General features: G+C 63.8%; 26 protein-coding genes and 4 tRNA genes. 22 read left to right on the forward strand and 8 right to left on the reverse strand.

Features of this window, described 5'->3' with window-relative positions; genetic code table 11:
- The first annotated feature begins 29 nt into the window (after positions 1-29).
- From PVE35_RS13365 to PVE35_RS13455, 19 genes are all read left to right on the forward strand, one after another.
- Positions 30-2,822 (forward strand): response regulator, encoded by a 2,793-nt coding sequence (locus PVE35_RS13365; RefSeq protein ID WP_268183441.1) that lies wholly within the window; start codon positions 30-32, stop codon positions 2,820-2,822.
- A 27-nt stretch (positions 2,823-2,849) separates the two neighbouring features.
- Complete coding sequence (locus tag PVE35_RS13370; RefSeq protein ID WP_277372078.1) at positions 2,850-3,281, forward strand: hypothetical protein; 432 nt, start codon at positions 2,850-2,852, stop codon at positions 3,279-3,281.
- A gap of 5 nt (positions 3,282-3,286) precedes the next feature.
- The gene (locus PVE35_RS13375) at positions 3,287-3,685 is read left to right on the forward strand and encodes an META domain-containing protein (protein ID WP_268183438.1); all 399 of its coding nucleotides are present in this window, start codon (positions 3,287-3,289) and stop codon (positions 3,683-3,685) included.
- Positions 3,686-3,753: 68 nt separating this feature from the next.
- Positions 3,754-4,161, forward strand: a complete 408-nt coding sequence (locus tag PVE35_RS13380) for a PA2817 family protein (protein ID WP_268183436.1) — start codon at positions 3,754-3,756, stop codon at positions 4,159-4,161.
- 96 nt (positions 4,162-4,257) lie between these two features.
- Positions 4,258-4,806 (forward strand): DUF3365 domain-containing protein, encoded by a 549-nt coding sequence (locus PVE35_RS13385; RefSeq protein ID WP_268183434.1) that lies wholly within the window; start codon positions 4,258-4,260, stop codon positions 4,804-4,806.
- Positions 4,803-5,087: a metal-sensing transcriptional repressor gene (locus PVE35_RS13390; RefSeq protein WP_277372079.1), complete on the forward strand. Its 285-nt coding sequence runs from the start codon at positions 4,803-4,805 to the stop codon at positions 5,085-5,087. The genes PVE35_RS13385 and PVE35_RS13390 overlap by 4 nt, the downstream gene beginning before the upstream one ends.
- 387 nt (positions 5,088-5,474) lie before the next feature.
- On the forward strand, positions 5,475-6,119 hold the full coding sequence (locus PVE35_RS13395) for a peroxiredoxin (protein ID WP_277372080.1): 645 nt from the start codon (positions 5,475-5,477) through the stop codon (positions 6,117-6,119).
- A gap of 79 nt (positions 6,120-6,198) precedes the next feature.
- Positions 6,199-7,179 (forward strand): SLAC1 anion channel family protein, encoded by a 981-nt coding sequence (locus PVE35_RS13400; protein WP_277372081.1) that lies wholly within the window; start codon positions 6,199-6,201, stop codon positions 7,177-7,179.
- A gap of 23 nt (positions 7,180-7,202) precedes the next feature.
- Positions 7,203-10,052, forward strand: coding sequence for a tetrathionate reductase family octaheme c-type cytochrome (locus tag PVE35_RS13405; protein ID WP_277372082.1), 2,850 nt, complete (start codon positions 7,203-7,205; stop codon positions 10,050-10,052).
- A 1-nt stretch (position 10,053) separates the two neighbouring features.
- Entirely contained in the window at positions 10,054-10,650 is a 597-nt protein-coding gene (locus PVE35_RS13410) for a cytochrome b/b6 domain-containing protein (RefSeq protein ID WP_268183422.1), read from the forward strand.
- Positions 10,651-10,853: 203 nt separating this feature from the next.
- Positions 10,854-11,717: an MBL fold metallo-hydrolase gene (locus PVE35_RS13415; RefSeq protein WP_277372083.1), complete on the forward strand. Its 864-nt coding sequence runs from the start codon at positions 10,854-10,856 to the stop codon at positions 11,715-11,717.
- A gap of 10 nt (positions 11,718-11,727) precedes the next feature.
- Positions 11,728-13,467 (forward strand): bifunctional protein tyrosine phosphatase family protein/NAD(P)/FAD-dependent oxidoreductase, encoded by a 1,740-nt coding sequence (locus PVE35_RS13420; RefSeq protein WP_277372084.1) that lies wholly within the window; start codon positions 11,728-11,730, stop codon positions 13,465-13,467.
- On the forward strand, positions 13,464-15,224 hold the full coding sequence (sulP, locus tag PVE35_RS13425; protein WP_277372085.1) for a sulfate permease: 1,761 nt from the start codon (positions 13,464-13,466) through the stop codon (positions 15,222-15,224). The genes PVE35_RS13420 and sulP overlap by 4 nt, the downstream gene beginning before the upstream one ends.
- Complete coding sequence (locus PVE35_RS13430) at positions 15,208-15,588, forward strand: rhodanese-like domain-containing protein (RefSeq protein WP_277372086.1); 381 nt, start codon at positions 15,208-15,210, stop codon at positions 15,586-15,588. The genes sulP and PVE35_RS13430 overlap by 17 nt, the downstream gene beginning before the upstream one ends.
- A gap of 161 nt (positions 15,589-15,749) precedes the next feature.
- On the forward strand, positions 15,750-15,965 hold the full coding sequence (gene cydP, locus PVE35_RS13435) for a cytochrome oxidase putative small subunit CydP (protein ID WP_268183413.1): 216 nt from the start codon (positions 15,750-15,752) through the stop codon (positions 15,963-15,965).
- A complete protein-coding gene (locus PVE35_RS13440; RefSeq protein WP_268183412.1) occupies positions 15,962-17,527 on the forward strand; it encodes a cytochrome ubiquinol oxidase subunit I in 1,566 nt (521 codons plus the stop codon). Before cydP ends, PVE35_RS13440 begins: the two co-directional genes overlap by 4 nt.
- Before the next feature lie 10 nt (positions 17,528-17,537).
- The gene (gene cydB / locus PVE35_RS13445; protein WP_277372087.1) at positions 17,538-18,677 is read left to right on the forward strand and encodes a cytochrome d ubiquinol oxidase subunit II; all 1,140 of its coding nucleotides are present in this window, start codon (positions 17,538-17,540) and stop codon (positions 18,675-18,677) included.
- 11 nt (positions 18,678-18,688) lie between these two features.
- Positions 18,689-18,802: a cytochrome bd-I oxidase subunit CydX gene (gene cydX / locus PVE35_RS13450; protein WP_277372088.1), complete on the forward strand. Its 114-nt coding sequence runs from the start codon at positions 18,689-18,691 to the stop codon at positions 18,800-18,802.
- On the forward strand, positions 18,795-19,085 hold the full coding sequence (locus PVE35_RS13455) for a cyd operon YbgE family protein (protein WP_277372089.1): 291 nt from the start codon (positions 18,795-18,797) through the stop codon (positions 19,083-19,085). Before cydX ends, PVE35_RS13455 begins: the two co-directional genes overlap by 8 nt.
- A gap of 55 nt (positions 19,086-19,140) precedes the next feature.
- Here PVE35_RS13455 and PVE35_RS13460 read toward each other — a convergent pair.
- From PVE35_RS13460 to PVE35_RS13475, 4 genes are all read right to left on the reverse strand, one after another.
- Positions 19,141-19,216 (reverse strand) — tRNA-Gly (locus PVE35_RS13460).
- 15 nt (positions 19,217-19,231) lie between these two features.
- Positions 19,232-19,307, reverse strand: a tRNA-Glu gene (locus PVE35_RS13465).
- Positions 19,308-19,353: 46 nt separating this feature from the next.
- Positions 19,354-19,429 (reverse strand) — tRNA-Gly (locus PVE35_RS13470).
- Positions 19,430-19,444: 15 nt separating this feature from the next.
- Positions 19,445-19,520 (reverse strand) — tRNA-Glu (locus PVE35_RS13475).
- Positions 19,521-19,741: 221 nt separating this feature from the next.
- Here PVE35_RS13475 and PVE35_RS13480 point away from each other — a divergent pair.
- Together PVE35_RS13480 and PVE35_RS13485 are read left to right on the forward strand one after the other, a co-directional pair.
- The gene (locus PVE35_RS13480) at positions 19,742-20,506 is read left to right on the forward strand and encodes a hypothetical protein (RefSeq protein ID WP_277372090.1); all 765 of its coding nucleotides are present in this window, start codon (positions 19,742-19,744) and stop codon (positions 20,504-20,506) included.
- Between the two features lie 68 nt (positions 20,507-20,574).
- The gene (locus tag PVE35_RS13485) at positions 20,575-21,240 is read left to right on the forward strand and encodes a glutathione S-transferase family protein (protein WP_268183403.1); all 666 of its coding nucleotides are present in this window, start codon (positions 20,575-20,577) and stop codon (positions 21,238-21,240) included.
- Between the two features lie 35 nt (positions 21,241-21,275).
- Here the strand turns inward: PVE35_RS13485 and PVE35_RS13490 are convergent, their stop codons facing one another.
- A complete protein-coding gene (locus PVE35_RS13490) occupies positions 21,276-21,758 on the reverse strand; it encodes a GAF domain-containing protein (protein WP_268183401.1) in 483 nt (160 codons plus the stop codon).
- Complete coding sequence (locus PVE35_RS13495; RefSeq protein ID WP_277374888.1) at positions 21,755-22,645, reverse strand: ATP-binding protein; 891 nt, start codon at positions 22,643-22,645, stop codon at positions 21,755-21,757. Before PVE35_RS13495 ends, PVE35_RS13490 begins: the two co-directional genes overlap by 4 nt.
- Positions 22,646-22,745: 100 nt before the next feature.
- Between PVE35_RS13495 and PVE35_RS13500 the strand changes: the two genes are divergently transcribed.
- Positions 22,746-25,055, forward strand: a complete 2,310-nt coding sequence (locus PVE35_RS13500; protein WP_277372091.1) for a response regulator — start codon at positions 22,746-22,748, stop codon at positions 25,053-25,055.
- On the opposite strand, the gene PVE35_RS13505 is transcribed toward PVE35_RS13500, so the two are convergent.
- On the reverse strand, positions 24,989-25,516 hold the full coding sequence (locus PVE35_RS13505; RefSeq protein ID WP_277372092.1) for a MarR family transcriptional regulator: 528 nt from the start codon (positions 25,514-25,516) through the stop codon (positions 24,989-24,991). The genes PVE35_RS13500 and PVE35_RS13505 overlap by 67 nt on opposite strands.
- On the reverse strand, positions 25,513-25,998 hold the full coding sequence (locus PVE35_RS13510) for a glutathione peroxidase (protein WP_277372093.1): 486 nt from the start codon (positions 25,996-25,998) through the stop codon (positions 25,513-25,515). Before PVE35_RS13510 ends, PVE35_RS13505 begins: the two co-directional genes overlap by 4 nt.
- Positions 25,999-26,219: the final 221 nt, after the last annotated feature.

Raw genomic sequence — 26,219 nt, forward strand, 5'->3', positions numbered from 1 at the left:
CTGCGCGCATGTGAAGAAGGAGGAACCCCGTGTTCAAGGATCTAGGCATCAAGGGCCGCGTGCTGCTGCTCACCCTGCTCCCCACCAGCCTGCTGGCTCTGGTGCTGGGCAGCTATTTCACCTGGGTGCAGCTATCCGGCTTGCAGGCTCAGCTACAGCAGCGCGGCGAGATGCTGGTGGAACACCTGGCGCCCCTGGCCGCCCCGGCGCTGGAGCAACAGGATGCGCAGAAGCTCGAACGCATCGCTCGCCAGGCTCTGGAGCACCCGGATGTACGCGCCGTCGGCTTTCTCACACCGCAGCGCACGCCCCTGGCCCATGCCGGGCCGAGCATGCTCAACCCGGCGCCGGCCAACGAAACCGGCCTCAGCCGTCTCACCGGCCAGGATGCCACGCGCTTTTTGCTGCCGGTCTACGACCGCTACCTGGAACTCAACCGCGAGCCCGATGAAAGCCGCAACGTGCAATTGCTCGGCTGGGTGGAGCTGGAACTGTCGCACCAGGGCACCCTGCTCAGCGGCTATCGCAGCCTGTTCGCCAGCCTGCTGCTGATCGTCGGTGGCCTCGCCGTCACCGCCCTGCTCGCCCTGCGCATGAGCCGCAGCATCAACGAGCCGCTGCTGGCCATCAAGGCCGGGGTCGCCCAGCTCAAGGACGGCCATCTGGAAACTCGCCTGCCACCTTTGGGCAGCCACGAGATGGATGAGCTGGCCTCAGGCATCAACCGCATGGCCGAATCCCTGCAGAACGCCCAGGAAGAGCTGCAGCACAGCATCGAGCAAGCCACCGAAGACGTGCGGCAGAACCTGGAAACCATCGAGATCCAGAACATCGAGCTGGACTTCGCGCGCAAGGAGGCTCTGGAAGCCAGCCGGATCAAGTCCGAATTCCTCGCCAACATGAGCCATGAGATCCGCACTCCGCTCAATGGCATCCTCGGCTTCACCAACCTGTTGCAGAAGAGCGAACTCAGCCCACGCCAGCAGGACTACCTGTCGACCATCGAAAAATCCGCCGACAGCCTGCTGGGCATCATCAACGAGGTACTCGACTTCTCCAAGATCGAGGCCGGCAAGCTGGTGCTCGAATCCATCCCCTTCAACCTGCGCGACCTGCTGCAGGATACCCTCACCATCCTCGCCCCGGCCGCCCACGAAAAGCGTCTGGAGCTGGTCAGCCTGATCTACCGCGACACCCCGCTGGCGCTGCGCGGCGACCCGCTGCGGCTCAAGCAGGTGCTGACCAACCTGGTGAGCAACGCGATCAAGTTCACCCACGAGGGCACCATCGTCATCCGCGCCATGGTCGAGGACGAAAGCCCGGACAGCGCACAATTGCGCATCAGCGTGATGGACACCGGCATCGGCCTCTCCGATGAAGACCTGCGCTCGCTGTTCCAGGCTTTCAGCCAGGCCGACAACTCGCTGAGCCGACAAACCGGCGGCACCGGCCTCGGCCTGGTCATCTCCAAACGCCTGATCGAGCAGATGGGCGGCGAAATCGGGGTCGACAGCACCCCGGGCGAAGGCTCGGAATTCTGGGTCACCCTGAGCCTGCCCAAAGCCCGTGACGACGCTGACGACCTGCCGCGCGCGCCGCTGCAAGGACGCCGCGTGGCCGTGCTGGAAGAGCACGAGCTGGCGCGTCAGGCCCTGGCCCATCAACTGGAAGACTGCGGCCTGGAGGTAGAAAGCTTCGGCAACCTGGACAGCCTGCTCGACGCTGTGACCAGCCAGCAGCAGCGCGAACAGCCGATCTGCCTGGCGGTACTGGGCCTGACCATCGCACAGGTCGCCCCAGGCAAACTGGCCGGGCACATCCACGACCTCGAACAGCTTGGCTGCAAGGCCCTGGTGCTATGCCCCACCACCGAGCTGGGGCAATACCACGACGCCCTGCCCGATGCCCACAGGCAATTGCAGGCCAAGCCGCCACGCACCCGGCAACTGCACAAGACCCTGATGGACATGCTCTGCCCGCAACGGCAGATCAACGAAAGCATCTCCAGCCCCGGCAGCAGCCGCCAGCCCCATGTGCTGTGCGTCGACGACAACCCGGCCAACCTGCTGCTGGTGCAGACCCTGCTCGAGCACCTCGGCGCCCAGGTATGCGCCGTGGACAGCGGCCATGCCGCGCTGGAAACCCTCCAGCACAGGAGCTTCGACCTGGTCTTCATGGACGTGCAGATGCCCGGCATGGACGGCCGCCAGACCACCGAGGCGATCCGCCAGTGGGAAACCACTCACAGTCAGCCGCCGACCCCCATCATCGCCCTTACCGCCCACGCCCTGGCCAACGAGAAACGCAGCCTGCTGCAAAGCGGCATGGACGACTACCTGACCAAGCCCATCAGCGAACGTCAGCTATCCCAGGTGGTGCTCAAGTGGACTGGGCTGTCACTGCGCAACCAGAACCTGAGCAAGGCGCCCGAGTCGCTACCCTCGCCGACCCAGCAACCGAAAGTGCTGGATGCCGAAGAGGGCTTGCGCCTGGCAGCCGGCAAGGCCGACCTGGCGGCCGACATGCTGAGCATGCTGCTCGCCGGCCTGCCAGGCGACCGTCAGGCCATCGCCCAGGCACGCGCGGCCGGCGAACGCACCGCACTGATCGAACGAGTGCACCGCCTGCACGGTGCCACCCGTTACTGCGGCGTACCGCAACTGCGCGCAGCCTGCCAACGCAGCGAAACCCTGCTCAAACAGGATGACCCCGAAGCTCAGCTCGCCCTGGACGAGCTGGACGCTGCCATCGCCCGCCTCAGCGAAGTCGCGGCGGCGATGCCAGATGGCACGCCACGCGGTGAGACGCCAGCCGGCGCGTGATAGCATGCCGGCTGATCCGGAGGACCCATGGCCGAACACGATTTCCGTTACACCCTGCTCAACCCGCAACACACCCTCACCGAATGCCGCGCCCTGGCACCCGGGCGCTACCAGGTCACCGGCAACGGTGGCTCGATCCAGGCCGACGACGTTCTGCTGGTCACCCTCAAGGGCAGCCGCGACCTGCACATGCGCCTGACCGTGGAGAAGGTTCGCCATCTGATCAACCCACCCGGCCAGTGGCTGGCGGTATGCAAAGGACCGCAGTTCAAGGAGTTGGCCATCCATAGCTGGCAGGTCGACTGCGACGCCTGCGGCAAGCGCCTGGACTTCGAGTTCGCCGTCGATGCCGCCCTCGGCAAGGCCGCGCAGACGCCAGCCGCCCAGGCCCGCATCGCAGAGCTGGGCTGGCGCCAGGACAACCAACGCCATCTTTGCCCCACCTGCCAGGAGAAGTGACTCACATGCAACCCGCTCTACCCCTTGCCCTGCTCGCAGCCACCCTGGTCGGCTGCGCCAGCGATGCCCCGCACCTGCAGACCGAACACAGCTACAGCGTGGAGTGGATCGGCGCCCGCCCCCTGATCGACCGCAGCCACCTGACCATCACCTTCGCCGCCGATGGCCGTGCCCATGGCAATGCTGGCTGCAACCACTGGTTCGCCGGCTACAGCCTGCAGGACGATGCCATCCGCTTCGATACTCCAGGCAGTACACGCAAGCTGTGCGCGCCAGCCCTGATGGAACAGGAACGGCGCTTCCTCGATGCGCTCAGCCAGGTGCGCCGCTGGGACTTCAACGCCCTCGGCCAACTGCAACTGTGGCCCAACGAAGGCAAACCGATCCGCCTGTCGGCGCAATGATCCAATAGCGGGCGGGCGCCAGGCTCTCTATACTCCTGCGCCCGTTTTGCCCTTCAGGAATTCCCGCCATGGCCAGCCATCTCGACCATCACCTCGCCCTGCTCAAGCACCTGCGCGACATCCTCGTCGCCCTGGGCGAAGCCGAACAGGTGCTCGATGACAGCCACGCCCTGTTCCTCGAGCGTTACGATGAACTGCTCGCCGAATTGCCGCGTGACCCGGTGTCCAGCCAGTACCTGGGCCAGGATCTGCTCAGCCAGGTCTTCCACCGCTACCCGCAGATCGCCCACCTGGTGCCACGCGATCTGCTGTGGTTCTTCGGCGGTGACTGCCTGCATTTCATGCCAGACGACGAGATTGCCCTGTACCAGGCTCTCGACGAGCGCCGTTTCGAGGCCGAACAGAACGACGAACCCTTCGACTGGAACCAGGAAAAGCGACTGCTGGCCCTGCCCACCGACGGCGCCAAGCACTGAGCTCAGCCCCTAGGGTCAGAATGTCGCAGCCACAAGCGATGACAGCCGATGCATTTCATGCATAAATACTCCCACCAGTATTTATGAGGTTCGATCATGCGCCCGCTCCTGCTCACCGCCCTGCTCACCTGCACCGCCGCACAGGCTGCCACGCCTTGGCAAGACGAAGCGGCCGCGCAGATCCCGCCATTCGCCGAACAGTTGCTGGGCACCGTGCGCCAGGCCATCGCCGACGGTGGGCCAACAGCCGCCGTGCAGGCCTGCCAGGCACTGGCGCCGCAGATTGCCAGCGAGCACAGTCAGCACGCCTGGCAGGTGGGCCGTACCTCGCTCAAGGTACGCAATCCAGACAACGCACCTGATGCCTGGGAGCGAACCGTGCTCGAACGCTTCGCCAGCGCGGCCAAGGCCGGCACGCCGATAAAAGAACTACGCCATGGCGAAGAGGTCGACGGCCAGTACCGCTACATGCAGGCCATCGCCGTGGGCGAGCCGTGCCTGGCCTGCCACGGCACGGCGATCAAAGCAGAGGTGCAAGCGACCATTGACCAGTACTATCCGCAGGATCAGGCCCGCGGCTATCAGCTTGGCGAACTGCGCGGCGCTTTCACCCTCAGTCGCCCCATTGCACAGGAAACACCATGACGGACAATACCGATCTGCGCGCCCGCATGCTCGAACAGCAGCACGCGATGCTCAAACGTCTGGCCCGGGTAGAGGGCCAGATCAGAGGCATCCAGGCGATGATCAAACGTGGCGAGGATTGCGCCGCCATCGCCCAGCAGTTCTCGGCGGCACGCAGCGCACTGGACAAGTCCTACCGCCTGATGCTGACCTGCCTGATCGAAGAGGCCATGCTCGACCCTGAGCAGAACCCCGAAGACTCCCTGCAACGCGTGCGCGAAATCTTCACCAAGTACACCTGATAGCCAACCCACCGTGGAACACACGCCTCGACAAAGACGCAGCGCTGAAAGCATGCAGATTTCTGCCATGATCCGAGCCCGTCCTTCGCTTATGGCATTGGCACAAGACGCTCAGTACGGCTATTCCATATCGATCTACCAGCGACGCCCTGAATACAGTTAAGCTCATACCCAACAAAATACCCCCAGGGGTATAAAAAGTGATGAGTAGTCGTGCGCGCCGCTCTCGGTTCCTCCGACCTGAACAGTGCCGACCTCATTTCGATCGACGCCGAAGCTCGCCAGGGCAACTCACCCTCCCGGTTTTCATAACGTCGGCAACCCGCTGCTTGCGTGCTTACAGAGGTTCCATTCGATGTTCTGGACACGATGCAGAGGTAAGAAACGATGGAAAACGCGCCGCAGATCAACTTCCCGCGCCTGAACGAACCGGCCCCGGCCTTCACGGCGCGCACCACCTCGGGCGAGCGCTCGCTCGAAGACTACCGTAGCAGGTGGCTGATCCTGTTCTCTCACCCCGCCGATTTCACTCCGGTTTGCACCACCGAATTCATCGGCTTCGCCCAGGCCGCCCCCAGGTTCGCCTCGATGAACTGCGAACTGCTCGGCCTCTCCATCGACAGCCTGTTCTCCCACCTGGCCTGGATGCGCAACATCAAGGAGAAGTTCGGCGTCGAGATCCCCTTCCCCATCATCGAAGACATCTCCATGAAGGTGGCCAGTGCCTACGGCATGGTGCACCCAGGTGCCGCCGATACCCAGGCGGTACGCGCGACCTTCTTCATCGACCCCAATGGCATCCTGCGCGCCATGGTCTATTACCCGATGAGCAACGGCCGCAGCATCGACGAGTTCGTCCGCCTGCTCGAAGCCCTGCAGACCTCCGACGCCCACGGTGTGGCCACACCAGAAAACTGGTGCCTGGGTCAGCCAGTGATCGTACCGCCGCCGAAGACCGCCGAGGATGCCGAAAAGCGTGCGTCGGAAGGCTACGACACCACCGATTGGTACTTTTCCACCAGAACGCTCTGAAGCGACTTGGTGCCCTCACGCCTGCCCAGGCCCGGCGTGGGGGAACCATCACCAATGGCGCCTGGAAGCAGAGATTCGCGTGGATACCAGTATCGATCATCAGAGCGCCGCGCCCCATCGGCTCGCCCACTTTCCGGTGGCACTGTTCGCCAGTGTGATGGGCGTGGCCGGCCTGGCCATCGCCTGGCTCAAGGCCGCCCAGACGGGGCTGGTGCCGGAGCAGATCGGCGGCGGCCTGCGCGGGCTGGGCACGGCCTTGTTCGCCTTCCTGCTGCTGATCTACCTCACCAAGCTGTTGCGTCATCGCGCAGCGGTAATGGCCGAGCGCGCCCATCCGCTCAAGCAGAATTTCTTCCCGGCCATCTCCATCGGCCTGCTCCTGCTCGCCATCGCCTGGGCACATGCCGCGCCCACCCTGGCGACCTGGTTATGGAGCGTGGGCGCCGCACTGCACCTCGTATTCACCCTGCTGGCCATGAGCGGCTGGATCCACCATGCCCACTTCCAGATCAACCACGCCAATCCGGCCTGGTTCATCCCGGTGGTGGGCAACATCCTGGTTCCGGTGGCCGGCGCAGGCTTCGCGCCGCTCGACATTAGCTGGTTCTTCTTCAGCATCGGCCTGGTGTTCTGGCTGGTGCTGCTGACCATCGTGCTGTACCGGCTGTTCTTCCACGAACCCCTGCCCATCCGCCTGACCCCAACGCTGTTCATTCTTCTGGCACCGCCCTCGGTGGGGTTCCTCGCCTATCTGGCGCTGACCGACAGCCTGGATGCCTTCGCCCGCATACTCTACTTCACCGCGCTGTTCCTCGGCCTGCTGCTGGCGAGCAACGCCGTGCGCTTCTTCCGCGTGCCCTTCTTCATCTCCGCCTGGGCCTACTCCTTTCCGCTGGCCGCGCTGACCCTGGCCACTTTCGAGATGGCGCAGCGCAGCGGCCTGGTCTTCTACGAAGGGCTCGGGTGGACACTGCTGATCCTGCTGACTGGCGTGGTTGCCCTGCTGAGCGGGAAAACGGCGCTGGCAGCGTTCAGAGGCGAACTTTGCCTACCCGAATGAACCCGGGATGAAGGAGGTGCGACATGTTCCAGCGAAGCGGCGATGTTCCCTACCACCCCAGCTACTGGTTGTCCGCCCTTGGCGCCGGAGGGTTGTCGATCTCGTTCTTCATGTACCTGATGTGGATGGTGCCCCACGCGGGCAGCCCCATGCCGACCTGGGAACACCTGCAGGCCGCCTGGCAGAGCGCTGGCGCCAACCCTGCATCAATGAGAGCGATACTGCTGATCGCCAGCGCTGGCGTGCTCGCCATGGCGCTGCTGCATGTGCTGTTGCTGGCCTGGAATATCCGCGAGTATCGCGCTGCAGCCAGCCAGGAGGGGCTGGCAGCCTTGCGCCAGTCACCAGCCGAAGTGCAATTGATGGCGGTGCCGCTGACCCTGGCGATGACGGTGAACGTCTGCTTCGCCCTCGGTGCGCTGTTCGTGCCTGGCCTGTGGCCGCAGGTCGAATACCTGTTTCCTCTGGCTCTGCTTGCCTTCGCCGCCATCGCCTGGAGTGCGTTGCGAATCTATGGCCGCTACCTGAGCCATATGCTGGTGAGCGGCGGTCATCGCAGCGAAGAGCACAGCCATCTGTCCGCACTGCTGGCCGTGTTTACCTTCGCCATGCTCTCGGTGGGCTTTGCCGCCCCGGCAGGCATGTCCCAGGTGAAACTGCTATCGGTGCTGGCGGCGACGTTGTCGATCCTGTTTCTGGTGCTGTCGCTGGTGATCGGCGGCGTCGTCCTGGTAACCGGCATCGGCGCAATGATGACGCACGGCCTGCAGCCCAAAGCGACGCCCAGCATCTGGATGCTGGTACCAATCCTGACCTTGCTCGGCATTGAATGGCTGCGCCTGCAGCACGGCCTCAGTCATCATTTTTCCGGCGGTGCGAGTAGCGGCACGATCTTCGTCGTGCTGACCGGGATATTCATGTTGCAACTCGGCGTGATGCTGGTCGGCTACCGAGTCATGCAGCTCAATGGCTATCTGCGCAGCCACCTCAGCGGCGACGAACGCAACCCGATCAGCTTCGGCCTGATCTGCCCCGGTGTGGCGCTCTTCGTGATGGGCATGTTCTGGTGGCATCTGGTCTGGGTCAAAGGCGGGCTGATCGAGCCATTCGGCGCACCTTACTGGCTCGGCATCCTGATCCTGGCGAGCATCCAGGCGCTGACCCTGGCAGGGTTGCTGCGCCTGACCTGGAACCTGTTACTGCGCCGCGAGGTGCACATTGCCGGTATCGACAGCCGATCCGGCGACACAGGCCAAGGGCACACTGACAACCGAGAGCGGGAGGTGCTTATGAACGGTTCACGGCGGGCAAGCGCTGGGTTCATCTGCCTGCTTCTGCTGCTGCCCGGCCCGGCGCTGGCCGCCACCGCCGACCATGGCCGCTTCAAGGAGCTGCAGGGGCCATTCGCCAGCGGTGAGGACGTCACCCGTGCCTGCCTCGGCTGCCACACCGAGGCGGCCAAGCAGGTGATGGCCAGCCGTCACTGGACCTGGGACTACATCAACCCGGACACCGGCCAGCGCCTGGGCAAGAAGACCATGATCAACGGCTTCTGCATCGGTGATCGCTCCAACGAGGCGTTCTGCCAGTCCTGCCACGTCGGCTACGGCTGGCAGGATGCAAGTTTCGACTTCAGCGACCAGAGCAAGGTCGACTGCCTGGCCTGCCACAACACCGGCAATTACCTGAAGCTCACGGGCCTGGCCGGCCATCCGCCCCTGGTTCGCAGCGAGACGTCCCCAGGCTCGGGAACATTCGTCGATCCGGTGGATCTGGCCATCGTGGCACGCAACATCGGCGCCACCTCACGCCAGAGCTGCGGTGCCTGCCACTACTACGGCGGTGGCGGCGACGGCGTCAAGCACGGTGATCTCGACTCCTCGCTGAACGACCCGCCACGCAGCCTGGACGTGCACATGAGCCGGGCCGGCCCCGACTTCAGTTGCTCCACCTGCCATGTGTCCGATCAGCACCAGATCGCCGGCAGCCGCATCAGCGTGACCGCCACCGATCCGCACGCAGCGCTCCTGCGTGGCGAACGCAGCACCCGCAACCCGTCCACCTGCCAGGCCTGCCACGGCGAGCGCCCGCATCAAGGCACCCTACTGCATGCCGGGCGGCTCAACGACCACAGCCGCACTCTGGCCTGCCAGAGCTGCCACATTCCAACCTTCGCCCGTGGCGGTGTGCCGACCAAGATGGCCTGGGACTGGTCCACTGCCGGCAAGCTGGATGGCGCCGGCAAACCATTCCAGACCTGGGACGCCAATGGCCACCTGATCTACGACAGCCGCAAGGGCGACTTCGTCCTCGGCGAGAACCTGGTGCCCGACTATGTCTGGTTCGATGGCACGGTCACCTATGTGCAACCGGATAGCCGAATCGACCCGAGCGAGCGCGTGCCGATCAACGTCTTCCATGGCACGCCCGGCGCAGCGGATTCGCGCATCTGGCCAGTGAAGACCTTCCACAGTCGCCAGCCCTACGATCAGGTACTCAATACCCTGTTGGTACCCCATATTGCCGTGCCCGACGATACGGCCTTCTGGTACAACTTCGACTGGGCCAAGGCGCTGCAGGCTGGCGCCGATGCCACAGGCTCGCCCTACAGCGGTCATTTCGGCTTCGTCGATACCCGCATGCTGTGGCCCATCACCCATATGGTCGCGCCCAAGGAGCAGGCACTCGATTGCGTGCAGTGTCACTCCCGCCAGGGACGCCTGGCAGCCGTGCCGGGCATCTGGCTGCCAGGCAAGGATCGCCATGTGCTGCTCGATACCCTCGGCTTCAGCCTTGCAGGCCTCGCCTTGCTCGGCGTGTCGCTCCACGGTGCGCTGCGCATCGCCGCCTACCAGCGCAGAAGGAGATCCTGAGATGAGCGAGCGTCTCTATCTGTTCACCCGCTTCGAGCGCTTCTGGCACTGGTCGCAGGCCCTGCTGATCATCACCTTGCTGTTCAGCGGCTTCGCCATCCACGGCAGCCATGCCCTGCTCGACTTTCGTAGCGCGGTAGAGGTGCATGAAATCGCCGCCTGGCTGCTGATCACCCTGTGGGTATTCGCCATCTTCTGGCACTTCACCACCGGCCAGTGGCGGCAGTACATCCCGACCCTGGCCAATATCCAAAGGGTGGCGCTCTATTATGCGCACGGCATCTTCACCGGGGCACCGCACCCTTACAAGGTGACCCGCGAACGCAAGCACAACCCCTTGCAGCGCATCGCCTACCTGGGCGTACTGCTGTTGATCAACCCGCTGATCTGGGCAAGCGGTCTGCTTTACCTGTTCTGGGGCAGCGTAAAACCCTACCTGCCTGACTGGCTGGGCCTGGAACAGGTAGCCCTGACGCATACTTTAGCGGCCTTCATGATGCTGATCTTCCTGATCGTGCATATCTACCTGACCACCACTGGGCACACGCCGCTGGCACATATCCGCGCGATGCTCAGCGGCTGGGAGGAGCCGCACTAGCCGCCTCTCACGCGCATGACGCAGCCGCCAATGAAGCCTCGACGCGATGATCAGACAGCCACCAGCTCCGCACGCCACGCATATGGCGAGTGCGTGCAACGTGCTCGCCGTATATTCCATATAAATCTATGCATAGAACAAAAAATACAGTTAAGCTAAATCTTAATTGAATACTCCCACGGGTATATGAGAGGAGATTGATCATGCGCCCCGATGTCGTCGAATTCTTCGATCCTGCCACTTACACCTACAGCTACGTCGTCATCGATCCTGCCACGCAGCACTGCGCCATCGTCGACTCGGTGCTGGATTACGACCCAGCCTCCGGGCGCACCTCGCACGCCAGCGCCGAGCGCATCGTCGCCTTCGTCAAGCAACGCGGCCTGCACGTCGAGTGGCTGCTGGAAACTCACGTACATGCCGATCACCTGTCCGCCGCGCCTTACCTCAAGCGCGAACTGGGCGGCAAGCTGGGTATCGGTGAGCACATCACCGTGGTTCAGAACACCTTCGGCAAACTGTTCAACGCAGGCAGCGAATTCGCCACCGACGGCAGCCAGTTCGATCATCTGTTCCACGATGGCGATACCTTCCGCATTGGCGAGCTGCACGCCAGCGCCATTCACACCCCCGGCCATACCCCAGCCTGTATGACCTACCTGATCGGCGACGCCGGTTTCGTTGGCGACACCCTGTTCATGCCCGACTACGGCACCGCGCGCTGCGACTTCCCGGGCGGCGATGCTCATGTCCTGTTCCAGTCGATCCAGAAGCTCTTCGCCCTGCCCGACGAAACCCGCCTGTTCATGTGCCATGACTACAAGGCACCAGGCCGCGACGACTTCCGCTACCAGACCACGGTGGCAGAGGAGCGCGCGCACAACGTGCACGTGCACCAGGGCATCGATGAAGCGAGCTTCGTCGCCATGCGCCATGAACGCGACGCCACCCTGGGCATGCCGACCCTGATCCTGCCCTCGGTGCAGGTCAACATGCGCGCAGGGCAACTGCCACCGGCCGAAGACAACGGCACCCGCTACCTGAAGATTCCCCTCGACGTGCTCTGAGGTCATCGCCATGGACTCGCTCAAGCGCCTGACGCCATTCATCGCAGTGGCCGCGCAGTTACAACCGGCAGACATGGGCACACTGGCCGCCGCCGGTTTTCGCAGCGTGATCAACAATCGCCCCGACGGCGAGGGGGAAGGCCAGCCCAGCTCGGAAGAGATGGCCGCCGCCGCCCAGGCCAGCGGCCTGGAGTACTACTACCTGCCGGTGGTTTCCGGGCAGATCAGCGACGCAGACGTGGATGCCTTCAGCAACCTGCTCGACCAGGCAAGGGGCCCGCTGCTGGCGTTCTGCCGTACCGGCACACGCTCCACCAGTCTCTGGGCGCTGAGCGAGGCACATCACCTTGACCCCGTGGTATTGCTCAGCACTGCCCACGAGCAGGGTTACGACCTCGTTGGCCTGCTGCCGCGCCTGGAGCAGCGCTGGCAGCAGGCGCCAACCGTTCAGCCGGCCACCAGCAGCACACCAACCCAGCGCTACGATGTGGTGGTGGTCGGCGGTGGCGCGGCTGGTTGCGCGGTAACCGCCAGCCTACTCAAGCGCAACGCCGAACTGCGCATCGCGGTGATCGAACCTCGCGATCAGCACTATTACCAGCCGGGCTGGACACTGGTGGGCGCCGGCGTCTTCGACCGTGCCCGCACCGAACGGCCGATGGCGCGCTGCATCCCCCACGGCGCACACTGGATTCGCGCGGCCGTGGCCGGCTTCGAGCCGGAGCAGCAGCGCGTGGTGCTGGAAGATGGCAACCGGATCAACTACCGCGCCCTGATCGTATGCCCCGGTCTGAGCCTGCACTGGGACGGCGTCGAAGGCCTCAAGGAAAGCCTCGGCAAACATGGCGTAACGTCCAATTATCAGTTCGAGCTGGCACCCTACACCTGGCAACTGGTGCAGAACCTGCGCAAGGGCCGCGCGCTGTTCACCCAGCCGCCCATGCCGATCAAATGCGCCGGCGCACCGCAGAAAGCCCTCTACCTGTCCTGCGACTGGTGGCTGAAGCAAGGCGTGCTGCCGCAGATCGATGTCGAGTTCTGTTCGGCCGGTGCCGTGCTGTTCGGCGTGCCCACCTTCGTGCCGCCGCTGATGCAGTATGTCGAACGCTATGGCGCACAGCTCAACTTCAACACCAACCTGATCGCCGTCGATGGCCCGGCGCAGCGCGCCTGGTTCAAGCAGACCGATGCCAGCGGCGCAAGCAAGACCATCGAAGAACCATTCGACATGCTTCACGCCGTGCCCCCACAACGACCGCCGGAGTTCATCCGTCAGAGCCCCCTGGGCGGCGCCGACGGCTGGGTCGAGGCCGATCACGAAACCCTGCGCCACCCGCGCTTCGGCAACGTCTTCAGCCTCGGCGACGTGTGCGCCGCCCCTAACGCCAAGACTGCCGCAGCGGTGCGCAAGCAGGCCCCGGTAGTGGCCGAGAATGTCCTCGCCGTGTTGGCCGGCAAGGGCCCGCAAGCGATCTACGATGGTTATGGCTCCTGCCCCCTGACCGTCGAACGAGGCAAGGTGGTGCTGGCCGAGTTCGGCTATGGCGGCAAGCTGCTGCCCACCTTTCCGCTGGATCCGGCGGTGCCACGGCGCCTGGCCTGGGATCTCAAGGTGCGGATGATGCCGAGCATCTACTTCGACCTGATGCTGCGTGGCCGTGAATGGCTGGCCGAGCCCAAGCGCCTGCCCCACCAGCCACTGGCGGTCGAAGCCCCTGCAGCCTGCGATTTCGGCAAGGAGCAGAAATGAAATTGAGTCACTGGCTGCCCTGCCTGGACTGGGGGCGACGCTATGATCGCAGCAGCGCGGCACAGGATGGCCTCGCCGCGCTGATCGTCACCCTGATGCTGATTCCTCAGAGCCTGGCCTACGCCATGCTGGCCGGCCTGCCGCCGGTGACCGGCCTGTATGCCAGCATCCTGCCGCTGCTGGCCTATGCCCTGTTCGGTTCCAGTCGCACCCTGGCGGTGGGCCCGGTGGCGGTGGTGTCGCTGATGACCGCCGCCGCCCTCGCCCCGCTGTTCCCCGCCGGCAGTGCGCAATACGTCGGCGCCGCCATGCTCCTGGCCCTGCTCAGCGGCCTGCTGCTGACGGCCATGGCCATGCTGCGCCTGGGCTTTCTCGCCAACTTTCTCAGCCACCCGGTGGTGTCCGGTTTCATCAGCGCCTCGGGCATTCTCATCGCCGTTGGCCAGCTCAAGCACCTGCTCGGCGTCTCGGCGTCCGGGGAGAACCTGCCGCACCTGCTGCCACAGCTCTTCCAGGCGTTGCCACAGACACACGGGCCGACCCTGCTTATCGGCGCCCTCAGCCTTGCCTGGCTGTGGTGGGCCAGAGCCCGGCTCAAGCCCTTGCTGCAAGGCTTTGGCCTGTCGCCACAACTGGCGGGCAACCTGGCCAAGGCCGGGCCGGTGCTGGCGATCATCGTGGCCATTGCCGCTGTCGCCCTGCTGCAACTGGAGCAAGCCGGGGTCAAGGTAGTCGGTGTGGTGCCCCAGGGCCTGCCTGGACTGACCCTGCCCATGCTGGATTTCGACCTGGCCATGCAACTGCTGCCGGCGGCGCTGCTGATCAGCCTGGTGGGGTTCGTCGAATCGGTATCGGTCGGCCAGACCCTGGCCGCCAAGCGTCGCCAACGCATCGGGCCGGACAACGAACTGCTCGGCCTCGGCGCGGCGAACATCAGCGCGGCGTTCAGCGGTGGCTTTCCGGTCACCGGTGGCTTCGCCCGCTCGGTGGTCAACTATGATGCCGGCGCGCAGACGCCCATGGCCGGGGTATTCACCGCCCTGGGCATCGGCCTCAGCGTATTGCTGCTGACCCCGCTGCTGCACGACCTGCCACAAGCCGTGCTGGCCGCCACCATCATCGTCGCCGTGCTCAGCCTGGTCGACCTCAAGTCACTCCGGCATACCTGGCGCTATTCACCCCAGGACGGCGCCGCGCAGATCGCCACGCTGCTCGGCGTGCTGCTGATCGGCGTCGAGGCCGGCATCCTGCTCGGCGTCGGCCTGTCGCTGCTGCTGTTTCTCTGGCGCACCAGCCAGCCGCATATCGCCGTGGTCGGCCAGGTACCAGGCAGCGAGCACTTTCGCAACGTCGAGCGCTTCGCCGTGATCGAGTCCCCCAGCGTGCTGTCGCTGCGCGTCGACGAAAGCCTGTACTTCCCCAATGCCCGCTACCTGGAAGAGCGCATCGGCGAGCTGGTTGCCAACCGGCCGCAGGTGCGCCACCTGGTGCTGATGTGCTCGGGTGTCAACCTGATCGATGCCAGCGCCCTGGATTCGCTGGAAACCATAGCCGAGCGCCTGCATGCAGCCGGTGTGCAACTGCATCTGTCCGAGGTCAAGGGCCCGGTGATGGATCAGTTGCGCCGCTCCGACTTCCTGCAGACCTTCGGCGGCCAGGTGTTCATCAGCCAGTTCGAGGCACTCAGGCAGCTCGCTCCAGCGCCCTGCTCTCAACCACAGCCCCTGCAAGGAAATCCCCATGAAAAGCGCTCATGATTTGGTGCTCGCCGCCAAGGCCCGTATCGCTGAAGTCGATCTGCAACAGGCCGCAGCGGCCATCCGCAACGCCGACCTGCTGATCGACGTGCGTGAAGCGGACGAATACAGCGCCGCGCACATTCCCGGGGCCGTCAACATTCCCCGCGGGCTGCTGGAGTTCAAGCTGAGCAACGATCCACAACTGTCGAATCGTGATCTCAAGCTCGTGCTCTATTGCAAGAACAGTGGCCGCTCGGCCCTGGCTGCCGACGCGCTACGGGAAATGGGTTACCGCAACGTGCTTTCCCTGGCCGGTGGCATCGAGGCCTGGCAAGCAGCCGGTCGGGAGTTGCTCACCCCCACGCTGCCAACCTTCGACTGAGTCCCATGGCGCCTGGATGCAGGAATCTTCCGACTAATTGCCATTGTTCTGACCTGCATCAATTTCTGCACCTACATACCCCCATGAGTACCCAGTAACATTAGGACACACCCACTCTGCCGGTGCCCCCGAGTCAGCGCCGGCAAACCTGGAGCGTCGAGATGTCCGAGCGCGCACCTACCTCTCCCTGGCGAATCCCGCTGATCCGCGAGATCACCGTGATCCTGCTGATCAAGCTGACCCTGCTGCTGGGTATCAAGGCCATCTGGTTCACCGAGCCAACCGTGCCGAAAGATGGTCAGCAGCGCGTCGAGCTTCACCTGTTCGGCCAACCCGCCAGTCCATCTTCACTACCCACCGAGGAGAAACCGAGATGATCTCGGAATCAGTCGTCGACCTGTCACGCCTGCAGTTCGCCATGACAGCGATGTATCACTTCATCTTCGTCCCCTTGACCCTGGGCCTGTCCTTCCTCCTGGCGATCATGGAGTCGGTCTACGTGATGACCGGCAAACAGGTCTACAAGGACATGGTCAAGTTCTGGGGCAAGCTGTTCGGCATCAACTTCGCCCTCGGCGTCACCACCGGGCTGACCATGGAGTTCCAGTTCGGCACCAACTGGGCCTACTACAGCCATTACGTGGGTGACATCTTCGGCGCGCCGCTGGCCATCGAGGGGCTGATGGCCTTCTTCCTCGAGTCCACCTTCATCGGCCTGTTCTTCTTCGGCTGGGATCGCCTGAGCAAGCTGCAACACCTGAGCGTGACCTGGTTGGTGGCGATCGGCTCGAACCTCTCGGCGCTGTGGATCCTCATCGCCAACGGCTGGATGCAGAACCCGGTAGGCGCCGAGTTCAACTTCGAGACCATGCGCATGGAGCTGACCGATTTCGGCGCCCTGCTGTTCAACCCGGTGGCCCAGGTCAAGTTCGTACATACCGTGGCGGCGGGCTACGTCACCGGCTCGATCTTCATCCTGGCCATCTCCAGCTACTACTTGCTGAAGAAGCGCGACCTGGGCTTCGCCCGCCGTTCCTTCGCCATCGCCTCGGCCTTCGGCCTGGCCTCGATCCTCTCGGTGATCGTCCTGGGGGACGAGTCCGGCTACGAGATCGGCGACGTGCAGAAGACCAAACTGGCGGCCATCGAGGCCGAGTGGGACACCCACCCGGCACCGGCTGGCTTCACCCTGTTCGGCCTGCCCAACCAGGAGCAGCAGCGCACCGACTACGCGGTGAAGATTCCCTACGCGCTGGGCCTGATCGCCACCCGCTCGCTGGATGAAGAGGTCAAGGGCATCAAGGATCTGCTCATCGAGCACGAGGCGCGTATCCGCAATGGCATGCAAGCCTATGCGTTGCTGGAGCAACTGCGCGGCGGCGACAAGTCGGCCGAGACCCTCGCCGCCTTCAACGCCGTGAAAAACGACCTGGGCTATGGCCTGCTGCTGAAGAAGTACACGGCGAACGTGGTCGATGCCAGCGAGGAGCAGATCAAGCAGGCCGCGCTGGATACCATTCCCGACGTGTTCAGCCTGTTCTGGACCTTCCGCATCATGGTCGCCAGTGGCTTCCTCATGCTGGCCCTGTTCGTCTGCGCCTTCTGGGCTTCGGCGAAGAAGAACGAGGAAAGCAAACCCTGGCTGCTCAAGTGGGCCTTGTGGAGCCTGCCGCTGCCCTGGATCGCCGCGCAGACCGGCTGGTACGTGGCCGAACATGGCCGCCAGCCCTGGTCCATCGGTGAGGTGCTGCCGACACACCTGTCCACCTCCAGCCTGTCGGCTGGCGATATCTGGGGCTCGCTGACCGCACTGATCGCCTTCTACAGCCTGCTGCTGGTGGTGGAGATGTACCTGATGATCAAGTTCGCCCGCCTCGGCCCGTCGAGCCTGCACAGCGGACGCTACCACTTCGAGCAACAGCAGCCGGCCCACGCCTGAGGACTTCGCCATGTTCGACTACGAAACCCTGAAACTCGTCTGGTGGGTGCTGATCGGCGTGCTGCTGATCGGCTTCGCCCTCACCGATGGCTTCGACATGGGCGCCATGGCGCTGATGCCCTTCGTCGGCAAGACCGACAACGAGCGCCGCGTCGCCATCAACACCATCGCCCCGCACTGGGACGGCAACCAGGTGTGGTTCATCACCGCTGGTGGCGCGCTGTTCGCCGCCTGGCCGATGGTCTACGCGGTGGCCTTCTCCGGCCTGTACTGGGCCATGCTGCTGGTGCTGTTCGCCCTGTTCTGCCGCCCGGTGGGCTTCGACTACCGCAGCAAGGTCAGCGACCCACGCTGGCGTAGCGCCTGGGACTGGGCGCTGTTCGTCGGCGGCGCGGTACCGGCACTGGTGTTCGGCGTGGCCTTCGGCAACCTGTTCCTCGGCTTGCCGTTCCAGCTCGACGACATGATGCGTTCGACCTACCACGGCTCCTTCTTCGCCCTGCTCAACCCCTTCGCCCTGCTCTGCGGCGTGGTCAGCCTGAGCATGCTCTGCGCCCATGGCGGCGCCTGGCTGATGCTGCGCACCGAAGGGGATCTGGCCGCGCGTTCACGCCAGGCCACCTACCTCAGTGCCCTGGTGTTCCTGATCGGTTTCCTGCTGGCCGGCAGTTGGCTGGCACTGGGTATTAAAGGCATGAGCCTGATCGGCGCCGTGGATGCAGGGGCTGCGCTCAACCCGCTGAACAAGCAGGTACTGGCCGACAACGCCGGCTGGCTCGGCAACTACAGCCACTACCCAGTGACCATGACGGCACCGGTGCTCGGCGTACTCGGCGCACTGCTGGCGATTCTTGCCAGTAGCGGACGCCGCGCCGGCCTGGCCTTCCTCGGCAGCAGCCTGATGATAGTCGGCGCCATCTGCACCGCCGGCTTCGCCCTGTTCCCCTTCGTCTTCCCGTCCAGCCTCGATGCTGCCTCCAGTCTGACGGTGTGGGACGCGGTATCGAGCCACAAGACCCTGGGCATCATGTTCGTCGTCGCCTGCATCTTCGTGCCGCTGATCCTGCTCTACACCCTGTGGAGCTATATCCGCATGTGGGGCAAGTTGAACGACAGCAGCATCGAAGCCAACCCCCACGGCCTGTATTGAGGAGAAACGCGATGTGGTACTTCACCTGGATTCTTGGCGTGCTGCTGGCCTGCAGCTTCGGCATCATCAACGCGCTGTGGCTGGAAACCACGCAGGATCTCGATACCGAGCGCGAACATGACTGACACCACCCTGAGCGAGCGCGCGCCCATGCGCGTGCTCTCCTGGTTGCTGGCCACGCCCCTGGCGCTGCTGCTGATGATCCACCCTGGCGCCATGCTCGACAGCCAGGGGCGCTACAGCCATTCGCTGCTGATGCTGGTGATGTGGGGCGTATCCTGCGCCTTCATCCACGGCGTCGGCTTCACCCCGCGCCACTGGCTGTGGCGCGCCCTGTTCTCGCCCTGGCTGGGCTGGGGCTTGTGCGGGCTGGGCTATGCCCTGCTGTATCTGGCGCAGGTCGCCTGAAAGGCAAACGGCAGAAACGAAAACGCCGCTCGATTGAGCGGCGTTTTCGTTTATTTGGAGCGGGAAACGAGACTCGAACTCGCGACCCCGACCTTGGCAAGGTCGTGCTCTACCAACTGAGCTATTCCCGCAGTACAACTTGAAAGTGGCGTCCCCTAGGGGACTCGAACCCCTGTTACCGCCGTGAAAGGGCGGTGTCCTAGGCCACTAGACGAAGGGGACCTTGGAACTTGGTTTGAAACCCTGCCGAAGCAGCGCTTCTAAAATCTGGAGCGGGAAACGAGACTCGAACTCGCGACCCCGACCTTGGCAAGGTCGTGCTCTACCAACTGAGCTATTCCCGCATTACAGCTTGAAAGTGGCGTCCCCTAGGGGACTCGAACCCCTGTTACCGCCGTGAAAGGGCGGTGTCCTAGGCCACTAGACGAAGGGGACACACCCCGGAACATCAAGCAACTTTCCGGCTTCCTTCGCTCTGTTTCTGGCATTGCGCTGGAAGTGGCGCGCATTCTATGGAGCCTTTGCAGGGCCGTCAACCACTCTCTAAAAAATTTTTAAAATCAAAGACTTCAACCAAGAATTAGACATAGCGCTAGGAGCCGTGCAGACAAGCCACTACACTCGGGCGAAACGCCAGTTGCCAAGAGGTTCATACCTTGTCCCCGCTCGTGATAACCCTGCTTATCGTCATCGGTATCGCCTTGTTGATGATCATTGCTTACATCAATCATGCCGTCGAGAAAAGCAAGCTGGACAAAGCCCGTCAACGCGCCGATCTCATCGACCGCATCCGCCGCTGCCAGGACGTTTCCGAGCGCATCCCCGGCCAGTTGATGAGCCCGCGCCTGAAGCTGCTGCTGTGCCAACTGCAACTCCAGCTCAGCGAGCGCCTGCAGTCCGTGGACAAGCACAATGCCAACCTCGCCGGAGAGATCGACGCCTTGCGCGCGCTGGCGGTTCAGGGCGAATCGATTGCCGTGAAGAACCCGCCCCTGCCCATTCTCAATGAAGCCAAGGCCAAGGAAGTGCGCTACGTGCTGGAAAACCTGCAGGCCTTGATCACCGGGGCCGTGCAGATCAACCTGATCCCGGTGAACGACGGCAAGCAATGGATGCGGCAGATCCGCCAGATGTTGGTGCAGGTCTATATCGAATGTTTCAACAACCTGGGCCAGAGCGCACTGCAACAGGGCCGCCCCGGCCAGGCCCGCCTGGCCTTCGAGCGCGCCGTGCAATACCTGCGCAAACAGCCGGAACCGGCGCTGTACCAGACCCAGCTCAAGCGCTTCGAGGAACAACTGGCGCGCGCCAATGCCATGGTGCTGGACAATCCGCCGCCGGCCGAGGACGAACCCAGCGAACTGACCGAAGGACTCAAGGGTCTGGAAGAAGACTGGAAGAAGAAGAACATCTACGACTGAACCCTACCCGCCACTGGCGCAGCAGCCCCTGCGCCCCGAGCCATCATCCCTGACGAGGCCCCATCACCATGAGCATGACCGTTTACGGTGCCCCCCTGTCCCCGTTCGTACGCAAACTCTGCCTGTGTCTGCTGGAAAAAGGCCTGGAGTACGATCTGGAGGTGATCATGCCGTTCGGTGATCAACCCGCCTGGTATCGGGAGCTCAACCCCCTGGGGCGGATTCCAGCCTTCCGCGATGGCGAACTCAATCTCGCCGACTCCAGCGTCATCTGCCAGTACCTCGAAGAAGGTTACCCCGAACGCCAGGCTCTGTACGGCGAAGGTGCCGAACAACGTGCCCAGGTGCGCTGGCTGGAAAAGTACGCGGACTATGAACTAGCGCCGCTGTGCACCTTCAGCGTGTTCCGCAATCGCGTCCTCAAGGTCAGCATGGGCCAGGGCTGCGATGAAGAGCAGGTGCAGCATACGCTCAAGAGCGCGCTACCGAAGCACTTCGACTACCTCGAAGCCACCTTGGGCGAAGGCCCCTTCTTCCTCGGCGAGACGCTGACGATGGCCGATCTGGCCCTCGCCTGCCAGTTGATCAACATGGAGCATGGCGGCGAAACCCTGGACACCGCGCGCTGGCCAAACCTGGCCGCGCACTATGCCCGCATCAAGGCCCGCGCCAGCGTGCAGCAACTGCTGCCGCGCGAGCTGCGCACCCTGGAGAAGCTTGGCATTCGCCGCTGATAACCCTAGCGCGCAGGTGCCCTGCGCGCTCGCCCTCAGCAGTCGCTGGCGGCCAGGAAGATCGCCGCCAGGGCCTCGATACCGGCTTGATCGTCAGCGCTGAAACGCCCGGTGAGCGGGCTGTCCAGATCGAGCACGCCGATCAGGCGCCCGTCCTTGAGCAGCGGCACCACCAGCTCGCTGTTCGAGGCGCTGTCGCAAGCGATGTGCCCGGCAAAGGCGTGCACATCCTCCACCCGCTGCGTCTGCAGAGTGGCCGCTGCGGCACCACACACGCCACGGCCGAAGGGAATGCGCACACAGGCCACCTTGCCCTGGAACGGCCCCAAGACCAGTTCCCCGCCCTTGACCAGGTACAAACCTGCCCAGTTCAGATCCGTCAGTTCGTGGAAGAGAAACGCGGAGAACTGTGCGGCATTGGCGATGAAATCATGCTCGCCACTGAGCAACGCCTGCAGTTGTGCGCAGAGCAGGTCATAGCCCTGCCTCCCCGCGCCGGCCTGGGAAAGATCGATCATGCTCGTTGCTCCAGCAGTTGCAGCCCGACCCAGTGGCGGGCGAATTGATAGGCGCAGCGGCCATTGCGATTGCCGCGCCCCAGCGCCCAGCGAATGGCGGCTTTTTCCAGGGCCTCGTCCCACTCCCAGCGCAAGCCTACGGCACGCGCCTGCACCGTGACCCAGTGCCGTACCACGAGTAGGTAATGCTCCTGGCTGAAGGGATAGAACGACAGCCACAGGCCGAAGCGATCCGACAAAGCGATCTTGTCCTCCACCGCTTCGCTGGGATGCAGCTCGCCATCGACCATCTTCCAGTTGTCGTTGTCGCTCTGGCGCTCGGGCACCAGATGACGGCGGTTGGAGGTGGCGTACAGCAGCACGTTGTCCGGCGCCTGCTCCAGTGAGCCGTCGAGCACGCTCTTGAGCACCCGGTAGTCACCCTCGCCCGCCTCGAAGGACAGATCATCGCAGAACAGCACGAAACGCTGCGGCAGATCCGCCAGCAGTTCCACCACGCGCGGCAGGTCGGCCAGATGGTCGCGTTCGATCTCGATCAGACGCAGGCCAGCGGACGCGTACTCGGCCAGTAGCGCCCTGACCAGCGACGACTTGCCCGTACCACGGGCGCCCCACAGCAAGGCGTGGTTGGCCGGCAAGGCGTCGACGAACTGCCGGGTGTTGCGCGCCAGTTGCTCACGCTGCGCATCGACGCCGAGCAGATCGCTCAACGACAGATCGAGACTGACCTGCAAAGGTTGTAGATAACCGCTACGCCCATCGCGCTGCCAACGTGCCGCCATGCAGTGATGCCAATCCACTTGCGGGCGCAAGGCGGGCAACAGGGGTTCGAGCCGTTCCAACACCTGCTCGGCCCGCGTCAGAAAGCTCTGCAATCGAGAATCCACCATCTACTCCTCATTAATCAGCGCTCACAGAACGCGCTGCCGATCCAGCTCTGCAATCAGCTATGCTTGCCGCCAAGGATCAAGGAACATGCGGGCCTTCATGGATATTTCGCTCACCCATCGCCTCTCGTTCAAGCAAGCCGGCCTGACCGTATTGGTCGCGTTCATCCTCGGCACCCTGCTCAGCATCATTCAGGTGGCGATCGATTATGCCAGCGAAGAGGCCTCCATCAACCGCGAGATTCATGCGCTGCTGGAAATCAGCCATAACCCGGCGGCCCGTATCGCCTACAACATCGATGCCGAGCTGGCTCAGGAGCTGGTGCTGGGACTGCTGCGCTCACCCGCGGTGGTTCATGCCTCCCTGATCGACAACAGCGGCCTGGTACTGGCCAGCGCCAGCCGGCCACGGCGGGAAAGCCGTTACCGGGTACTCAGCGACAGCCTGTTCGGCGCCCAGCGTGAGTTCCAGGATTCGCTGTACGTTGCCCACTCGCCGCACGAACCGCTCGGCGTGTTGCGCCTGGAGGTGGACACCTACGCCTTCGGCAGCCACTTCCTCGACCGCTCCCTGCTCACCCTGCTCACCGGCTTCGCTCGCAGCCTGCTGTTGTCGCTGATCCTGCTGGTACTGTTTTACTTCATGCTGACCAAGCCCCTGATCAACGTCATCCGCGCCCTCAGTCTGCGTAATCCGCAGGATGCCCAAGCCCGCCCAGTGCCCTGCCCCAGCGGTCACGAACACGACGAGATCGGCACGCTGGTGGAGGTGACCAACCGCCACCTGTCCAGCCTGACCCAGGAAATCGAGCAGAGACGCGCTGCCGAAGACCAACTGAACCAATACCTGAGTGAGCTGGAGAATATCGTCTCGGCCCGCACCGCCGAGCTCAAGGCGGCCAACGCCCGCCTCAGCCAGTCCAACCAGGAGCTGGAGCAGGCACGCACCACCGCCCTGAACATGGCACAGGCGCGTTCGGCCTTCCTGGCCAACATGAGCCACGAGATCCGCACACCGCTCAATGGTCTGCTGGGCATGCTCGCCCTTGCTCTGGATGGACCACTGAGCAGCGAACAGCACCAGCAACTGAGCATCGCCCACGATTCCGGCAAGGTGTTGGTGGAGTTGCTCAACGATATCCTCGACCTGTCCAAATTCGAGGCCGGCCAGTTGGAGCTGGAGCAGATTCCCTTCGACCTCGGTCTGCTGGTGGAAGAAACCGCCAGCCTGCTGTCGCAGAACGCCGCGGCCGCCGTGGAGCTGACCTGCCTGATCGACCCACACCTGCCCACACAGGTGCTCGGTGACCCGACCCGGGTACGACAGATCGTCAGCAATCTGTTGTCCAATGCACTGAAATTCACCCGTTTCGGCCGCGTCGATGTACGTGTGGAACGTACCGACACCGGCATCAACATCTGCGTGCGCGACACCGGTATTGGTATCTCGGAAGAAGCACAGGCGCGCATCTTCCAGCCTTTTGCCCAGGCCACGGTCGGCATCACCCGCGAATTCGGCGGTACCGGCCTGGGCCTGGCCCTGACCCGACGCCTGTGCGAAGCCATGCAAGGCAACCTGAGCCTGAACTCGAAGGAAGGTTTCGGCAGCGAATTCTGCGCCCTGCTACCCCTGCCGACCCAGAGCGAGGCGTTACCGGGGCCACAACTGCAAGGCCAGATCGTGGCGATGACCCCCAGCAGCAGCGGCCTGCATCAAATGCTCGAACGCTGGCTGCCGGCCTGGGGCCTCGATTATCGGCGCCTGGACACCGACGCCAGCCTGCTCGGCGTCCAGGCCGATCTGCTGATCAGCGACTGCCCGGAGTGCCTGCTGGGCATACGCCCGGCCATTACCACGCCGATTCTCCTGGTCACGGCTTACGGCAACTTCCTGCCACAGCAACAGGCCGCCAGCCTGGCCCCCTTGCAACAGATCGCCCGCCCGCTGGCTCGCGATGGCCTGCGCCAGGCCTTGCGTCATCAGCTCCAGCACGAACCTCAGGAAGCCCAGCTCGCACTGCGCGAAGCCGGCACAACACAGCGCAGCGCGCGCGTGCTGCTGGTGGAAGACAACCCCGTCAATCAGATGGTGGCCAAAGGCATGCTGGCCAAGCTCGGCTGCGAAGTGCTGGTCGCTGCCCATGGCGGCGAAGCCCTGGAGCGACTGGAGCAGGAGCCCATCGATCTGGTGCTGATGGACTGCAACATGCCGGTGATGGATGGCTACGAAACCACCCGCCGCATCCGCCTCAATGGCCGCTGGCCGGAGCTGCCGATCATCGCCCTGACCGCCAACGCCCTGTCCGACGAACGCGAGCGCTGTCGCGCCGCCGGTATGAACGATTACCTGGCCAAACCCTTCCGCCGCGAGGAACTGGCGGCGCTGCTGGAGGCTTGGCTGCCGGCCTGAGCCGGTGGGTCAAGACGCACCAGCAGCCTATCCAGGCGCTGACGCAAGCCCTCCAGTTCGGCCAACTCGTCTTCTGCGAAACGGCACAACAACTGTTCCTTGAGCGGCAGCACCTGCGCATGCAGCGCCACACCCCGCTCGCTCAGCGCCAGATGCACCTCACGCTCGTCCTGCGCGGCGCGGCGGCGCAACACCAGGCCGCTCTGCTCCAGGCGCTTGAGCAAAGGCGTCAAGGTGCCCGAATCCAGTTGCAAACGTTGGCCCAGGGCCTTGAGCGTCGGCTGTGCAGGCGGCCGCGCCTGCCATTCCCAGAGCACCAGCATGGCCAGGTACTGGGGGTAAGTCAGGCCCAGGGCATCGAGCATCGGCTTGTAACCCCGGATCACCGCCCGCGAGGCGGCATACAGCTTGAAGCACAACTGGTCGTCCAGGCTCAGCCCGGTCTCGGTCGAACTGATCATTGCAATAGAGCTTCGATCTCGGCGCCCAGCTCCTCGGGCTTGGTGGTCGGGGCAAAACGCTTGACCACCTGGCCATCGCGGCCAATCAGGAACTTGGTGAAGTTCCACTTGATGCCCTGGCTACCGAGCAGGCCTGGTGCACGCTTCTTGAGCTGCACGAACAGCGGGTGGGCATCGCTGCCATTGACGTCGATCTTCTTGAACAGCGGGAAGCTGACACCGAAATTCAGCTCGCAGAACTCGCTGATCGCCCCCTCGTCGCCCGGCTCCTGCTTGCCGAACTGGTTGCAGGGAAAGCCGAGCACTACCAGACCGCTGTCCTTGTAACGCTGCCAGATGCTTTCCAGCCCCTTGTACTGCGGGGTGAAACCGCACTTGCTGGCGGTATTGACCACCAACAGAGCCTTACCACCGAAGTCGGCGAGAGTTTTCTGCTCACCCTTGATGGTGGTGACCGGGATATCGAGAAGTGCATCGCTCATGGGAGTCGTCCTGAAGGGCATGGGTGTGACGAGCAAGATAGCGAGCAATTGAATTGCATGCAATTCAATTGCTCGAAATAAGACTCAAGGATGATGCAATACCCGTAGGGTGGGTTAGCGGCGCCGCACGCCGAGCCGGCAGCCACTCAAGAGATAACGCGCCGCGTAACCCACCAGCCGATGGTTGGCCTTGCACCGCTGGCGCAGGTTATGCCGCAGAA

This window comes from Pseudomonas sp. AA-38 (assembly GCF_029457475.1).
Lineage (GTDB): Bacteria > Pseudomonadota > Gammaproteobacteria > Pseudomonadales > Pseudomonadaceae > Aquipseudomonas.